General features: G+C 72.4%; 12 protein-coding genes. All 12 read right to left on the bottom strand.

Translation table 11 applies throughout. The annotated features are described in order from the left end of the window. Positions 1 to 51 precede the first annotated feature (51 nt). Positions 52 to 765, bottom strand: a complete 714-nt coding sequence (locus OHS33_RS29280) for an alpha/beta fold hydrolase (protein ID WP_330333409.1) — start codon at positions 763 to 765, stop codon at positions 52 to 54. 62 nt (positions 766 to 827) lie between these two features. Next, positions 828 to 1,781 carry a helix-turn-helix domain-containing protein gene (locus tag OHS33_RS29275; protein ID WP_330333408.1) on the bottom strand — a complete coding sequence of 318 codons (954 nt, stop codon included), beginning with the start codon at positions 1,779 to 1,781 and terminating at the stop codon, positions 828 to 830. A gap of 47 nt (positions 1,782 to 1,828) precedes the next feature. Beyond that, positions 1,829 to 2,695, bottom strand: a complete 867-nt coding sequence (locus OHS33_RS29270) for an alpha/beta fold hydrolase (protein WP_330333407.1) — start codon at positions 2,693 to 2,695, stop codon at positions 1,829 to 1,831. A 190-nt stretch (positions 2,696 to 2,885) separates the two neighbouring features. After that, positions 2,886 to 4,133, bottom strand: coding sequence for a PucR family transcriptional regulator (locus tag OHS33_RS29265; RefSeq protein WP_330333406.1), 1,248 nt, complete (start codon positions 4,131 to 4,133; stop codon positions 2,886 to 2,888). Positions 4,134 to 4,270: 137 nt separating this feature from the next. Next, entirely contained in the window at positions 4,271 to 7,150 is a 2,880-nt protein-coding gene (locus OHS33_RS29260; RefSeq protein WP_330333405.1) for a helix-turn-helix transcriptional regulator, read from the bottom strand. Positions 7,151 to 7,210: 60 nt separating this feature from the next. Beyond that, positions 7,211 to 7,825, bottom strand: a complete 615-nt coding sequence (locus OHS33_RS29255) for an FMN reductase (RefSeq protein ID WP_330333404.1) — start codon at positions 7,823 to 7,825, stop codon at positions 7,211 to 7,213. Then, on the bottom strand, positions 7,822 to 8,907 hold the full coding sequence (locus tag OHS33_RS29250; protein WP_330333403.1) for an LLM class flavin-dependent oxidoreductase: 1,086 nt from the start codon (positions 8,905 to 8,907) through the stop codon (positions 7,822 to 7,824). The genes OHS33_RS29255 and OHS33_RS29250 overlap by 4 nt, the downstream gene beginning before the upstream one ends. A gap of 105 nt (positions 8,908 to 9,012) precedes the next feature. Next, on the bottom strand, positions 9,013 to 9,849 hold the full coding sequence (locus OHS33_RS29245; protein ID WP_330333402.1) for an alpha/beta fold hydrolase: 837 nt from the start codon (positions 9,847 to 9,849) through the stop codon (positions 9,013 to 9,015). Between the two features lie 134 nt (positions 9,850 to 9,983). After that, positions 9,984 to 12,752, bottom strand: coding sequence for a helix-turn-helix transcriptional regulator (locus tag OHS33_RS29240; RefSeq protein ID WP_330333401.1), 2,769 nt, complete (start codon positions 12,750 to 12,752; stop codon positions 9,984 to 9,986). After that, a complete protein-coding gene (locus OHS33_RS29235) occupies positions 12,749 to 13,636 on the bottom strand; it encodes a carbohydrate ABC transporter permease (RefSeq protein ID WP_330333400.1) in 888 nt (295 codons plus the stop codon). The genes OHS33_RS29240 and OHS33_RS29235 overlap by 4 nt, the downstream gene beginning before the upstream one ends. Beyond that, positions 13,633 to 14,595 carry a carbohydrate ABC transporter permease gene (locus OHS33_RS29230; RefSeq protein ID WP_330333399.1) on the bottom strand — a complete coding sequence of 321 codons (963 nt, stop codon included), beginning with the start codon at positions 14,593 to 14,595 and terminating at the stop codon, positions 13,633 to 13,635. The genes OHS33_RS29235 and OHS33_RS29230 overlap by 4 nt, the downstream gene beginning before the upstream one ends. Continuing rightward, complete coding sequence (locus tag OHS33_RS29225) at positions 14,595 to 15,926, bottom strand: ABC transporter substrate-binding protein (protein WP_330333398.1); 1,332 nt, start codon at positions 15,924 to 15,926, stop codon at positions 14,595 to 14,597. The genes OHS33_RS29230 and OHS33_RS29225 overlap by 1 nt, the downstream gene beginning before the upstream one ends. Positions 15,927 to 15,961 lie beyond the last annotated feature (35 nt).

Here is a 15,961-nt window from a genome sequence, read left to right as displayed (position 1 = left end):
GGCACTCTTTTGGGTGCGTCCACGATCCTGCGAATGTCTGACCTGCCGCGATCAGTTCGTCGCTCGGACCGCGTCCCTGATCATGTTGGCGACCCGGGTGGGTTCGGAGAGGGCGACGGCGTGGGAGGCGTCCGGGAGTTCGACGACGACGGCGCCGGCGCGGGCGGCGCCGAAGCGCTGGAGCTCGGGGCTGATCGTGCGGTCCGCGCCGGCCACCAGGGCCCAGGACGGTTTGGTCCGCCAGGCCGCCGTGGACGCGGGCTCGGTGAACGCGGCTGCGGCGAGCGGGCGTTGGGCCACGGCGAGGACGGCCGCGACGTCCTCGGGCACGTCCGCCGCGAAGACGGCGGGAAAGGCCGTCTCCTCGATGGTGACCTCGACCGCCGGGTCGCCGTCGAGGAGCGGGTACGTCCGCTCCTTGAGGTGGCCCGTCAGGGGGGATGGGGGGAAGGTTCCTTGGAGCTGGTCCAGGCTTTCGCCCTCGTGGGGGACGTAGGCGGCCACGTAGACGAGCGCCACGACGTTCTCCGCGGCGCCGGCCACGGTGATCAGCGCGCCGCCGTACGCGTGGCCGACGAGTACGGCCGGGCCGTCGACCTGGGTCAGGACGGAGGCGAGGTAGGCGGCGTCCGACGTCAGGCCCCGTAGCGGGTTCGACGGAGCGATCACCGGGATGCCGCTGCGCAGCAGTTCCGAGATGACGCCTATCCAGCCTGTCGCGTCGGCGAAGGCACCGTGCACGAGGACGACGGTGGGGTTGGGCATGCGAGTTCTCTTCTCGATATCGGGCCACGTGTGGGGCGTCGTCATGACGGCGCACACGGGTCTCAGCGCCCGCGCTCATCCTCGGCGTTGGCGTTGGCGTTGGCGTCGGCGGTCGTCGGCGCGAAAGCCGAGGTCGCCAGCGCCTGCCATTCACTGGGGCTCATGCCGTAGGCCCCGCGGAACGTGCGGCTGAAGTGCGAGGGGCTGCTGAAGCCCCAGCGGTGGGCCACCGCGGCCATGGTGATCCTCCGGTTGGAGCGGCCCAGTTCGAGCCGGCAGACGTCGAGCCTGCGCCGCCGCACCCACTGGCTCACCGTGCTGCCGTCGTTCTGGAAGAGTTTCTGCAGGTACCGGACGGAGATGTGATGGGCGCGTGCGATCGACTCCGGTGAGAGGTCCGGGTCCATCAGATGTTCTTCGATGTGGCCGTGGATGCGGGTCAGCATCTCATTGCCGGTCCCGGTCCCGGACGCGTCGTCGGCCCCGTCCGTCGTGTCCGCTTCGAGCAGCTCCATGACCAGGACGGAGAGGAGGTGTACGGCGGTGCGGGCACGCCGGTCCCCGATCGTGGACCGGCGGAACTCCGCCTTGGCGGCGAGCGCGGTCAGGAAGTCGGACGCCAGCGCCCCGATCCCCTCCCCGCCGCGTACGGGTACGCCGAGCACCCGGTTCAGTTCCGGCTCCGTGACGCCCAGATAGCACCGGGGCACCCGGAAGAAGATCATCTGACAGTCCTCGCCGAACCGCAGCAGATGCCGTCGGGCCGGGTCGCAGAAGACCAGGTCGTTCGGCTCCAACAGGGTTTTGGCGTGCTCGTGGACGACGGTGACGGGCCCGCGGACATGGACGCCGAGGTAGACGTGGGTCCGGTCGCGCGTCTCCGGCATCTCGTCGCGCGTCTCCGGCATCTCGGAGAGCACCTGGACCAGCCACCCCGGGCGGGAGGAGGGCGAGGCCGGACCGGGCGCTTGCCGGGGGACCCGTCCGGGCGCACTGGACGTCAATGTGAGGGTCATGGGGATGGGGATTCCTAGCCGTGGGTGCGGGCGGGTGGAGGGCGGATTCACACCCCGTTCGCCGGCTCCTCGGCCAGGAACTCCTCAACCAGGAACTTCTCCACCACGGCGTTGAAGGCCGACGGGTTCTCCAGGAAGGGGAAGTGCGAACTCGCCACATCGGAGGCGAAGACGTGCAGGCGTGCGCCGGGAATCCGTTCGGCGACGAAGCGCTGCGAATCGGGGTGCACATGGCTCCCCTCACAGCCGATCACCAGGGTCGGCACATCGATCCGGGGCAGCACGTCCCGCCAGTCCTGCGCGCAGTGGTCGAAGAGCAGCGGTACGCCCGCGGAGGCGGGTGTCGACCGGATCTCCTCGCCGACGAAGGCCAGCACCTCGGGGTCGGGCTCGCCGGAGAACATGCCGCGCACGAAGTCGGCGCGAACCGTGTCGCCTTCCGGCCCGGCGAGGGCCGCACCCAGGTACAACAGCCCCGACACGTCGAAGATGGCACCGCAGTCCCGCTGTTCCCGCTCGGTCATCCAGGGCACGGCGGCGACCGCCGCGGGCTGGTCGACGGCGATGAAGCGCCGGATCCGCCCGGTCCCGTACTGGTCGATGAAGCTCCACCACACCGAGACGCCCATGGACCAGCCCAGTGCGTCGAAACGGTCGAGACCGAGGTGGCCGACGAGTTCGAGCACATCGCGGGAGAGCCGGGCGATGCGGTGGCCGTGGCGCGCGGTGCCGGACTTCCCATGGCCGCGGAGGTCGACGGTGACGAGACGGCGACCGGGCGCCAGCCCCTCGATCTGATGCCGGAACATCGCCTGCGTCTGCCCCCAGCCGTGCAGCATCACCAGCGGGACGCCCGCGCCGCCGGTGTCCTGGTACGCGAGCCGTACGCCGTCCGTCGTGATCAGTTCCTTCATGACCTCTCCCCTGGTCAGAGGCGGTACAACGTTCCCGCCCATGCCGAACATCATCGAATGGGGCCCGCCGCCCGCACCACCGCGCGCTGTAGGAATCGGGCCGCGGATCCTCCTCGCTTTGTCGAAGCGAGTGCGTGGTCAGAGTGCGTGGTCAGCGTCCGTGCTCAGAGTGCGTGCTCAGAGTGCGTGCTCAGACGGCCCCGCCGCCGCCCGGGGCGAGGAGTTCCTCGATCCTGAGGCCGAGGTGCAGGGTGAGCCGGTGGGCGCCGTCGTCGAGGTCGGCTCCGGTGATCTCCTGGATCCGGCGCAGGCGGTAGTAGAGCGAAGTCCGGTGGATTCCCAGCGTGTCCGCGGTCCGGGGAACCGATCCCGCGTGTTCGAGGAAGCAGCGCAGGGTGTCCCGCAGCCGGTCGCCGCCATGGGCCCCGCTCAGGGTACGGAGCTGCTTCGGGACCAGGGACGCGTTCAGGGCGTGCTCGGGGAGCTGGAACAGCACCGCGAGCTCCCCGAGCAGTTCCCAGTCGCCGGCGCTCTTCAGGGCGGGCAGTCGGCGGGCCGCGCGGGCCGCCACGAGCGCCTGCTCGTACGACCTCCACGCGTCGTCCAGGCCGGGGTGCCGGCCTCCGACACCGATCACGGGGTCCGCCGACGGGCCCAGGAAGGTGCGGAGTTCGTCGAGGATGCGGGCGGACTGGGCGGCGACCTCGTCCGGGCCGGGTGGGCGGTCGCGGAGCTGGAGCAGCGTCGCGCGTTCCTTGCCGATCGCGATGAGTCCCTGCGCGTCGCGCGTCTGCCGGAACCCCTCCAGGGCTCCCCACAGGGCCGCCTCGGAATGCCGTACGCGTTCCGTCGCGCAGCTCAGTTGGATGACGCTGACCAGGACGTGCTCGGCCGCTCCGAGCAGTCCGAGGTCCTTGCCCCGCCGCCGTGCGGTGGTACGGGCGGCGACGTCGGCACCGACGAGTTCGAGGGCCAGGTCCCGCTCGTCGGCCTTCCGGGCGTCGGTGGCGATGTGCTCTCCGTGCATCTGGGCGGCCATGGCGTCCGCGGCCCGGGCGATGGCCCGTGTCTCGTGCTCCGCGAGCGTCTTGTCGGGCGCGACCACCAGGAGCAGTCCGAGGAGATGCCCGCGCTCGCGCAGGGGCACGACGTAACGGGGCAGCAGTCCGAGATCGTCGCGGCCGTCGATGAATCCGGCCCGGGACCACTGGGTCACGCCCTGGGCGAGGACGTGGCGGATGGCCGCGTTGTCGGCGCGGCCCTGCAACAGGGTGCCGATCCGGACCGGGTCCTCGTCGCCGAAGTGGCGGCTCGTGCAGACCATGCGGACCAGCGGGTCGTCGACGGCGACGGACCGGCCGAGCCGCTCCGCGAGCTCGTCGACGAGCGCCTGGAGCTCGGGGCTGCCGGGGCGGGCCCGCTGGAGCCTTGCGGTCATGCGCTGTTCCTCTCTCGACCAACTGTTCCCCGCGGGCTTTTCCCTTCCGCGGCTCTTGATCAGTCTGAGGAAGCGACGACGTCGGCACATCACACGAATCGTCCATTGCCAGGACGCCCACGGGGGATGCGAAGCGACTACTCTCCGCTGTCGCGGTGCTTCACCAGCCGGGTCAGCTCCCCGCGCGAGGTGATGTCCAGCTTGGTGAAGGTGCGGCGCAGGTGCGAACCCACCGTGTGCGGCGAGAGGGAGAGGTGCTCGGCCACCTGCTGGTTGGTCAGCCCCCGGGCCACGAGCCGTACCACCCGTATCTCCGCGGCCGTCAACTCCGGCCATGCGGGGGAGAGTCCGGCCGTCGAGGGCCGACGGCGGACACCGGCGGCCCGCAGGCGCCGGCGGACGCGTGCGACGTCCCGCTCGGCGCCCGCCCGCGCGTAGAGCGCGAGGGCCGTGTCGAAGTACGGCACCGCTTCGGGCGTGCGGGTGGCCGCCACCTTGCGTCCGGCGTCCTCCAGTGCCGACGCCCGGGCCAACGGCCGGGGGCAGTCCTCGTACAGCAGGACGGCGCGTACGAGGGGGGCGAGGTCGTTGTCGAGGAGCCCCCGGGCGTGCGCGGCGGTGGCGGCGAGGAACGTGAGGCCGGGGTTGAGCACGGCCAGCCGCTCGGCCAGGGCGACTGCCTGCGCGGCCCGTTCGTGCGCGCCGGCGCGCAGCGCCATACGGACGAGGACCGGGGCGTCGGCGGGGTCGACCAGGCCGGCGTAGGCCGGGCGGTCCGCGGCGGGCGACGTCATCACCGCGTCGAGTTCGGCCATGGCACGCTCGGGCCGGCCTTCGAAGTCGGCCATCAGCGCCAGCATCCAGGAGCCGAAGTGCCGGACGGTGGGTGCGCCGTCGCTCCGCATGCGCCTCGCCTCGACCGCGTACGCCCGTGCGGTCCTCTGGTCGTTGGTGTGGAGGGCGACGCGCATCATCACGTACCGGAGCGTGACGTCGGCGAGATTGCCCGGGCCCGGATCGCCGGTCGTCGCGGACGCGGACGCGGCTTCGGCGTCGGCCCGGGCGTCCGTCAGCCGTCCGGCCTCCAGGAGGATGCGCGAGCGGGTCATGAGCCACATGCCGGTGGCCGCCGTCCGGCCCTGCTCCCTGGTGATCCGGATGCCCTCCTCCGCGGCGGCGAGCGCCTGCGCCGAGCGTCCGGTGGTGTGCGACAGGAGGGCGTGCCACAAGGCCTCCGGAACCCACAGCGAGGTGCTGACGCCCAGGGCGTCGGCCAGCGCGGCGGACCGCTCGGCCTGCCGGAACGCCTCGGTCAGGTCCATGCGGTGGAAACTCACCGCCGAGCGGACCGTCGTCAGCGTGGCCTCGGCGGAGCGGTCCCCCGCTGCCGCCGCGGTCTCCCACGCCTCCGCGGCGACCTGCTCGGCCGCCGCGTGCTCGCCCGCCACCGACAGGCCGACGGCGAGCATGGCGAGCAGTCGCCCCCTGAGGTCCACGGGGATCCCGGGCAGTGCCGCCCCGGCGCGGGCCTGGCGGATCGCCTCGGAGAAGTCGAACGGTACGGCGAGGCGTGCCAGGGCGAGGCGTATGCGCGCCTCGTCCTCGGGTCCGAGGGCGCCGGTCGCCAGGGCGGAGGTTCCCAGCTCACGCGCCTGGGCTGCCCGGCCCGTCTGCCAGAGCAGCGGGATCGTCTCGGCGATGACCCGCGGCCGCTCCGGAGCGTCCGCCGTGGTGAGTTCCAGGGCCTTGAGCATGCGTTCCGCGGCGGGTCCGGGAGCGGTGGCCGCGAGTTCCGCCGCGGCGGTGCGCAGCCGGTCGGCCTCCGCCGCGTCTCCCGGCCCCGCTCCCCCGGCCTCCGCCGCACCTGCCCGTGCTCTCCCGGCCGACGGCCCGGGGCGCTCGGCGGGGGCGGCCGCGCTCCCCGGCGGCAGCTCGGCTATGTGACCGCGCAGGGCCTGGCGCAGGGGCAGCGGCAGGCCGGCTTCCACCGCCTCGCGGATCAGGTCGTGGCGGAAGGCGAGGCGATCGCCGCTTTCGGTGAGCAGATCGGCGTCGAGGGATTCCCGTACCGCTGTGATGAGCGCCGCCGAGGACCTGCCGAGCAGTTCGGCCAGAGTTGCGACGGTGACCGGGGCGCCCACGGCGGCCGCCGTCTGGACCAGCTCCCGTGCCTCGCCGGACAGCTGGCCGAGGCGGCGCACGACCGAGGGGAGTTCCCGTGGGGCGGGGGGTCCCGCCGTCAGCCCGGCCGTGCCGTTCTCGATCGTCACGGCCTCCCGCAGCGAGCCGAGCAGCTCGACCAGCAGCTGTGGGACTCCTTCGGCGCGGCGGGCGGCGCGCAGGACGTCCGGGCCGGGAGCGGCGCCGAGGACGTCCTCGGTGATCCGTGTGGTCGCCCGGTCGTCCAGCGCTCCGAGCGCCAGCTCGTGTGCGCCTGCCCGCCGGATCCGGTCCAGGGTCGTGCGCACTCCCGACGGCACGCTGCCGCCGCGCACGGCGACCAGCCACAGGATGGGGTGCGAGGAGAGTCCGGCCGCGAGGGTGTTGAAGGTGAGCAGGGTCAGGTCGTCGCACCACTGGAGGTCGTCGAGGACGACGAGCAGGGGGCCGTTGCGGGCCGTCTCCCGCAGCCGGTCCCCCAGTTCCTGGAGCAGCCAGAAGCGCTGGCCGGGTGTGGTGGCGAGGTCCCTGAGGCGGACGGCGCCGGACAGCGGTTCCGCGCCGGAGAGCAGACCGTCGAGGAGGGGGCCGAGCGGCACGAACTGGTCGTCGGGGTCGGCCGCGCCCTCGAACACCCTCGTCCCCCGCCGCCTCGCGGCTGCCGCGGCCTCCGCGAGGATCCTGGACCTGCCGATGCCGACGGGGCCTTCGACGCGGATGATCCCGCCTTCGCCCCGGTCGAGCGCTTCGAGCCGCGCCTCGATGAAGGCCAGCTCGGCGCCCCTGCCGCGCAGCGGCGTCCCTACGCCGTCGAGTTCCTCGGGCACGGTCCTCGTCGTCACTCGGTTCACGCTCATACGGCCGTTCAGTATGAACCATGTGAACCACCCCGCCGTCGCCCGGCCCGGGGGCCCGTCTCAGTCGAAGCGCAGGTCGGCGAGTTGCCGTTCGAGGACGGTGACCTCGTCTTCGGGCTCTTCACCGGCCGGGCGCGCCACCATGAGCGCGGCGAGCCCGGCGCCCGCCCGGCGGACGCGGCCGGGCAGGCCGTCGGTGTACGCGTCTCCCCGCGAGCCCCAGTCCTCGGAGGCGGCGAACACGGCGGTGGGGACGACGACGGCGCGGAGGTAGGCGAAGAGCGGGCGCACGGCGTGCTCAAGGACCAGGGAGTGGCGGGCGCTGCCGCCCGTCGCCGCGATCAGGACCGGCTTCCCGGAGAGGGCGTCCGGATCGATCACGTCGAAGAAGGACTTGAAGAGACCGCTGTAGGAAGCCGCGAAGACGGGGGTCACGACGATCAGGCCGTCGGCCGCCGTCACCGCGTCGATCGCGGCGCCCAGCCGCGGCGGCGGGAAGCCGGTCACCAGGTGGCTCGCGATGTCGCCGGCCAGTTCGCGCAGCTCCACGACCTCGGTCGACGGCGCCTGCCCCAGGGCGGCGAGTTCGTCGCGGGCCGCTTCGGCCATCCGGTCCGCGAGCAGGCGGGTGGAGGAGGGGGTGCTCAGCCCCGCGGAGACGACGATCAGCTTCATGCGGCGGACACCTCCCGGGCGGCTCGGAGGGACGCGTGCGTGGGGGCCTGCGGCACATCGGCCGGACGTCCCTTCGCGAACTCCTTCCGCAGGACGGGTACGACCTCTTCGCCGAGGATGTCCAGCTGTTCGAGGACGGTCTTCAGGGGCAGGCCCGCGTGGTCCATCAGGAACAGCTGGCGCTGGTAGTCGCCGACGCTCTCCCGGAACGACAGGGTCCGCTCGATGACCTGCTGGGGGGAGCCCACCGTCAGCGGGGTCTGCTCGGTGAAGTCCTCCAGCGACGGGCCGTGGCCGTACACGGGAGCGTTGTCGAAGTAGGGACGGAACTCCCGTACGGCGTCCTGGGAGTTCTTGCGCATGAAGACCTGTCCGCCCAGGCCGACGATGGCGTCCTCGGGCCGACCGTGGCCGTGGTGCGCGAACCGGCGCCGGTAGAGCTGGACCATGCGCCGGGTGTGGTCGGCCGGCCAGAAGATGTTGTTGTGGAAGAAGCCGTCGCCGTGGAAGGCGGCCTGCTCCGCGATCTCGGGGGACCTGATGGATCCGTGCCAGACGAAGGGCGGGACGCCGTCCAGGGGCCGGGGTGTCGAGGTGAAGGCCTGGAGCGGTGTGCGGAACGTGCCCTCCCAGTCCACCACGTCCTCGCGCCACAGCCGCCGCAGCAGCGCGTGGTTCTCCTTGGCGAGGCTGACGCCCTGGCGGATGTCCTGTCCGAACCACGGGTAGACCGGACCGGTGTTGCCGCGTCCCAGCATGAGGTCGACCCGGCCGTCGGCCAGGTGCTGGAGCATCGCGTAGTCCTCGGCGATCTTCACCGGGTCGTTGGTGGTGATCAGCGTCGTGGACGTGGACAGGATCAGCTTCTCGGTGCGGGCGGCGATGTGGCCGAGCAGGGTCGTCGGCGACGACGGGACGAACGGCGGGTTGTGGTGCTCGCCCGTCGCGAAGACGTCCAGGCCGACCTCCTCGGCCTTGAGGGCGATGGCGACCATCGCCTTGATGCGCTCGTGTTCCGACGGCGTACGGCCGTTGGTGGGGTCGGGGGTCACGTCCCCGACGGTGAAGATGCCGAACTGCATGGGGTCTCTGCTCTCCTGGGATCGTCCGGTTCCCGCGCCGGGGAACCGGGGGCCGGGGTGACGCCGGGGACTCCGGCGTCATCCCGGCGGGTCAACGGTGCGGGGTCACTTCGCCAGGAAGGCGAGGAGGGCGGTGTTGACCTCCTCGGCGTGGGTCCACAGCAGACCGTGCGGGGCGCCCTCGATCTCGACGTAGTCCGCCGCCGGGAGCGCCGTGTGGAAGGGGCGCGCGGTGCCCTCGGCGGGCAGGATGCGGTCGGCGGTGCCGTGCAGGATCAGGGCCGGCACGTCGACGGCGGGGATGTCGGCGCGGAAGTCGGTGTACCAGGTCGCCGGCGCGGCGGACGCGGCGAAGGAGCCGCCGCGGGCCGCGGTGTTCCAGCTGTTGCGGACGGCCTCCTCGCTGATGCGGGTGCCCAGGTTCTCGTCGAGGTTGTAGAAGTCGTTGAAGAAGGCCGTGTAGTAGGCGTAGCGGTCGGCCTTGACGGCGGCGACGACGCCGTCGAAGAACTCCTTCGGGGCGACGCCGTCCGGGTTGTCTTCGCTCTGGAGCAGGCAGGGTTCGAGCGAGGCCAGGAAGGCGACCTTGGCGAGCCGGCCGGAGCCGTACGTCGACACGTAGCGGGCGACCTCGCCGGTGCCCATGGAGAAGCCGACCAGGACGGCGTCGTTCAGGTCGAGGGTCTCCATCACGGTGTTCAGGTCGGCCGCGAAGGTGTCGTAGTCGTAGCCGGTCGTCGGCTGCGAGGACTGCCCGAAGCCGCGGCGGTCGTACGTGATCACGCGGTGGCCGGCGTCGAGCAGCGCGGCGCTCTGGCGCTCCCAGGAATGGCCGTCGAGCGGGAAGCCGTGGATGAGGACGACGGGCTGCCCGGCACCCTGGTCCTCGAAGTACAGCTCAACGGGGTTGGTGTTCTCCTGGCCCACGGTGATGTACGGCATGGGGATGCTTCCTCGATTCGGATCGGCTGGTCCGCGCGTCGGAGCGGCGCGGTACGCCCGTCACGCTAGGACCGCTCCCGCACCCGCTGTTGCCGTACCGCGCACCGCACCTGGCACGGGGGCGCAGGGGTCACTCAGCCGCCGGTGGCCGTTCCGGCGTCGCCCTCCGCGAGCGCGATCCGGGCCAGGTGGACCCTGGAGCGCACCGAGAGCTTGCGGAAGACCGACGCCAGATGGGTGTTGACCGTGTGCGGGGAGACGACGAGGGCCTGTGCGGCCGACCGGTTGGTGTGGCCCTCGGCGATCAGCCGGGCCACCTTGCGTTCCGAGGCCGTGAGCGCGTCCCAGCCCTGGCCGGGGTGCGGCCGGGGGCCTCCGGTGCGTCGGCCGGGGCGGCTGGTGACCCGTTCCAGATCGGCCCTGACCCGGTCGGCCCCGGCATCGGCCCCCGCCCGGGCGTAGAGGTCGTGGGCCCTGGTCAGGGCGGGTGTCGCGGCGGGGTCGCCCGCGGTGAGGAGCGCGCGCCCGAGGTCGGCCGATGCGGCGGCGAGGGGCAGCGGCCGGGGGCCGGTGAGGAGGATGCGGACCGACCGCTCCAGGAGTCCGTGGTCGGCGTTCGCCAGGGCGGACGCGTGGGCCGCCGTCCCCTGGGCGGTCGGCACGCCGGGGTTGCGGGTGGCGTGTGCGACGGCCTGGGCCGCGAGGTCCTCGGCCAGGTGCCGGTCGCCGCCGCGCAGGGCGATCCGCACGGCCTGGACGACATGGGGGCGCAGCAGCCGCCATCGGAGGAAGGGGTGGTCACGCTGTACGGATCCGACCAGGTCGGCCGCTGCCGCGTGGTCGCCGTCGGCGTCGGCGACGACGGCCTCGAAGTACCGGTGCGTGGCGTGGTTGCCCGTGTTCGGCCGCTCGGCCACGGCCGTCCGCACGACGTCCAGGTGTTCCCGCGCGGCTTCGCGGTCGCCGCGCAGCATCGCGAGGAGGCCGCGGTTGACGCGGATGTTGACCAGGTTGCCGGGTACGTGGAGGTCCGCTTCGAGCCGCTCGGCGGTGACGAGGTCGGCGTCCGCGTCGTCGAGCCGGCCGAGCCCCATGTTCAGGGTTCCCTGGGCCCAGCTCAGCATGGCGGGGCGCGGGGGAGCGTCGCCCGTCGCCCGGAGCAGTCGCCGTACGGTGTCGAAGTCGTCCGTGTGGCACCGGGCGACGGCCTCCTCGGGCAGGAAGGCCGTGTCGAACACGCTCAGCGCCGTGTGGTGTTCGACGGCGGCGGCGCAGTCGCCCGCGTTGAGGGCGATCTCGCCGAGGCCCCACAGAGCGAGGACGCGGGCCTCCCGGTCGCCGGACCGCTCCGCCTCGGCGAGCGCCCGTTCGCCGGTCTCGCGAGCGGCCTTGAGGTCGCGCCCGCGGGACCGGGCGAGGGCCTGCCGGGCCGTGAGCCGGGCGCGGATCGTCGGGTCGGTGACGGCTGCCAGTGCCGCCGTCGAGCGGCGGGTCAGCTCGTGGATGTCGTCGAGGTGCCACAGCGTGTCGCCGAGTACGGACTGCAGGCGGGCGAAGACGTCCAGGGGCGGCTGCCGGGCGAGCAGCGTGTCGCCGGTGTCCCGTGCCCGGGTGTACCGGCCCGCGCGGGTCAGCGCGACGATGGCCCGTTCTCCCACGTCGAACACCATGGGCGCATGGGGCGGTACGAGTTCCAGGGCGCGTACGGCCAGGTCGGCGGCGAGGTCCGGCATCACGGCGATCACGTCCATGGAGGCCGTGCCGAGCAGCCCGATCGCCTCCTGGTCGCCGGGTTCGGCGCTCTTCAGCAGATGCGGGACCGCGTCGGTGGAGCTCCGGCCCGCCGCGACGAGCCTGCTCGCGGCCTCACGGTGGAGCGCCCGGCGTACGGAGGGGGCGAGATCGGCGTACACCGCCTGGCGGAGCAGGTCGTGGCGGAACAGGAGGCGTTCGCCGTCGTCGTGGAGGAGGGCGGCGGCGATCGCCTCGTCCACTTCGGCGCTGAGTCCGGAGGCGGGCCGGCCGCACAGGGCGGCGGCGTCCGCGAGGGAGAACGCGCGGCCGAGGACCGCGCCGATCCGCAGGAAGTGGAGGGTGTCCGGCCGGAGGCCGGCCAGCCGGTCGCGGACGCCGAGGACCAGCCGCTCCGGCGGCTGCGGCGCGTCCGCGCCCGACGCCGCGATGCCCGTGAGCATCTCGGCCGCGAGGAAGGGGTTGCCTCCCGCCCCGTCGAGGAGTTCCGCGACCCGGGTCGGCACGTCCCCGCCGAGGACGTCCCGTGCCAGCTCCGCCAGGGCCGTGCCGGACAGCGGCCGCAGGGGGAGGGTCGTCGTGCGCGGCCCCTGCCCGTACGGTTCCTGGTCGTCCCTGGCCGTGAGCAGCCAGAGGACCGGCGAGCTGAGCAGCCGGGCCGGCATGACGCTCAGGGCGAACCGGCTCAGCGGGTCGGCCCATTGGACGTCGTCGACCGCGATCAGTACGGGCGCGCGCGCCGAGCGTTCCTCGATCAGCTGGGCCAGCCGTTCGACGAGCCAGATGCGCTGGTCGTGATGGCCCGCGAGGTCCGCGAAGTCGGTGCTGGAGAGCAGCGGCGGGTCACCGTGCAGGAGGCCGGAGGCCAGTGAGGCAAGCGGTGCCAGCTCGTGCAGTTCCTCGGCGCGTCCATGGCTGACGACGAATCCGTGGGCCCGGGCGATCGAGACGGTCTCCTGCAGCAGTACGGTCTTCCCGATCCCGGGCTCGCCCAGGAGCAGCGCGATCGCTCCTCCCTCGCCGCCCCGCACCGCCTCGACCAGGGCGCGCAGCCGCTCCAGCTCGGCTTCGCGGCCCCGCAGCCCGGGCCGGCTGAGCCGCGCGCTCCCACGGGCCGCCGTGCCCGCTCCCCCGGTCCGGCCGGGGCTCATCCCTTGACCGATCCGGCGAGCAGTCCCTTGGCGAAGTGCCGCCGGAGGGAGAAGAAGACGAGCAGCGGGACGAACGCCGCCACGAAGGCTCCCGCGGTGAGCCGCTGCCACTCGTTGCCGTACGTCCCGGCCATGCTCGCCAGTCTGACGGTCATGGGTGCGGTCTCGGCGGTTCCTCCCGACAGCGTCAGGGCCACGAGGAGGTCGTTCCACACCCAGAGGAACTGGATGATGGCGAAGGTGACCAGGGCCGGACGGGCCAGGGGCAGCACGATCCGGAGCAGCAGCGTCCCGTGCGACGCGCCGTCGACGCGGGCGGCCTCGATCAGGTCCCGGGGCAGCCCGGCCAGGAAGTTGTGCAGGAGGAACACGGCGAACGGCAGCGCGAAGGCCGTGTGGGCGAACCAGATCTGGCCGAACCGCGCGGGACCGGTGAGGTTCCACGCAGGCAGGAACAGCCAGCCCCGGGAGAACAGCTTCAGGAGGGGGACCAGCGCCATCTGGAGCGGCACGGCCTGGAGCGCGAAGATGCCGACGACGAGCGCGTCGCGCCCCCTGAAGTCGATCCAGGCCAGGGCGTAGGCCGCGAAGAAGGCCAGCACGAGCGGGAACAGCACCGAGGGAAGGGTGATGACGAGGGAGTTGACGAAGTACTCCGCGAGCCGCCCCGACCCGTTGCCTCCGCCGGACAGCACCTCGCCGTAGTTGTCGAGCGTGAGGTGCGGCGCGGCGAACACGGTCCACCAGCCCGTCGTCTTGATCTCCCGCTCGGGGCGGAACGAGGAGAACAGCAGACCGAGGACCGGTGTGGTCCAGAGGACCGCGATCACGACGGTGGTCAACGAGAAGGCCCGGGAGGCCAGACGCTCCCGGACGCCGTTCACCCCGCCCTCCGCCGCGCCCGGACCTGGTGGGCGACGAAGGGCGTGACGAGGACGAAGAGGAGCACGGCGAGAGCGGCGCCGCGGCCCGTCTCGCCGTAGCGGAAGGTCTGGTCGTACATCTCGTGGGCGATGACGCCCGTGTCGAACTGTCCTCCGGTCATGGTCCTGACGATGTCGAAGGCCTTGAAGGTGCCGATCGCCTGGGCGAGGACCACGACGAGCAGGGTGGGCCTGATCGACGGCACGGTGATCCGCCAGAAGATCTGCCGGGGGGACGCGCCGTCGAGTCGGGCCGCTTCGGTCAGCTCTCCGGGAACGGCCCTGATCGCGCCGGTCAGCAGGACGGCCGCGAAGCCCGTCTGTGTCCACACCATCACCGCGATGAGGAACAGGACGTTCCAGGGAGAGTCCACGAGCCATTGCCTCGGTTCGCCGCCGAACGCGACGCCGAGCCGGTTCAGCAGCCCGATCTGCCCGGCCTCGGCGGGACGGTAGGCGTAGACGAACTTCCAGACGACACCCGCGCCGACGAAGGAGATCGCCATCGGCATCAGGACGAGGGACAGCGCGAACGTTCTGAACCGCGACCGTGCGACGGCCGCCGCGTAGAGCAGGCCGACCGAGGTTGCCAGCGACGGTACGAGCACCACCCAGGCCAGAGTGTTGCGCAGCGCCACCATCGCCCGGGGGTCGGTGACCATCCACAGGTAGTTGTCGAGGCCGGCCCACGCTCCCCCGCTGTCGGTGAACGACAGCGCCAGGGTGCGCAGACCGGGCAGGAGGAGACCCACCGTGAGCAGCAGCAGCGCGGGAGCCAGCAGGATCAGGGCCGCGGCCCTCCTGCGCACCGGCCCCCGGTGCAGCGCCAGCAGGATCAGGGCGACCACCGCCGCGAAGGCGGCGACGCCCTGGAGCAGGTGGAGCAGCTTGGGCTGCTGGGCGACGGCGTCGAACGACATCAGTGGCCCGGCCAGGACCGTTCGATGGAGTCGGCGACCTGGCGGGTGCTCGCGCCGCCGATCCAGTCGACGGATCCCTTCCAGAACGTCCCTGCGCCGACCGAAGCGGGCATCAGGTCCGAGCCGTCGAACCGGAACTGTGTCGCGGGATCCTGGAGCAGCTGGATCGAGAGCCTGTCGACCGGGGTGGCGGCATTCGCGGGATCCACGCCCTTGTTCGCCGAAACGAACGGGCCCTTCTTCATCCGCGTGTTCGCGAAGTCCGCGGAGGCCAGGTACTCCTGGAACGCCCGCACTTCGGGACGGTCGGCGAACGCCGCGGTGAACACGCCACCGCCCAGTACGGGGCGGCTCGCCGGGTCGTCCCCCGGCAGGAGGAAGGCGTAGACGTCCTTGTCCGGTCCGATCCCGGTGCCCTTCGGCCACATGCCGGCATAGAACGAGGCCTGGCGGTGCATCGCACAGTCACCGGAGAGAACCGGTGTGCCGGCCTCCTGGAAGGAGATCGACGCCATCGAACGGGCCGGCCCGAAACCGCCGTTGGCGTACCGGTCGTTCTTGAGGATGGACCCCACGGTGTCCATGGCCCTGATCACCCGCGGGTCGTTGAACGGGATCGTGTGGGCGACCCACTGGTCGTAGACGGCCGTGCCCTGCTGGCGCAGCAGGACGTCCTCGATCCAGTCCGTCACGGGCCAGCCGGTCGCCTGGGCGGACTCGATGCCCGCGCACCACGGCTTGACGCCCGACGCCGCGACCTTCTCCGTCACGTCCATCAGCTCGGACCACGTGCGGGGAACGCTCAGTCCCCTGTCGCGGAAGAACTTCGGCGAGTACCAGACGAACGACTTCACGTTCGCGACCAGCGGCGTGCCGTAGAGGGTGCCGTCCACGGTCGCGTAGCCGTTCCAGTCCGCCGACCAGCCCTGCCGCGCGAGGGCCACGACCCCGGCGCTCGCGGGCTTGAGCTTCCCCGCCCGCGCGAAGCGTTCCAGGAGCCCGGGCTGAGGGAAGAACGCCACGTCGGGCGCGCTCCCGCCGTCGACCCGGAGCTGGATCCGGGCCTCGAACTCCCCGTCCCCCTCGTAGCGGACGTCGATTCCCGTGCAGTCCTCGAAGTCCGCCCAGGCCTCTTCGAACAGGTCGGCCTCCCGGTCCCGGTTCTCCGCGTAGACGGTGACCTTGGTGCCGGGGTGCCTGCCGTACCTGGCGTACGGACCACAGTCCACGGCGGTGTGCGAGTGCGGACCGCTGTCCTGCGGGACACCGCAGGCGGCAGCGAGGGCGGCGAGCGCGATGACGGCGAGCGCGAACCTCGCGCCGAACCTCATGGGCGTATCTCCTCCGATCGCCCGCCGAAGGGTCC

The organism is Streptomyces sp. NBC_00536, from assembly GCF_036346295.1.
GTDB lineage: Bacteria > Actinomycetota > Actinomycetes > Streptomycetales > Streptomycetaceae > Streptomyces.
Note: the sequence above shows the minus strand (reverse complement) of the source record. Positions and strands in the feature narration are given on the sequence as shown.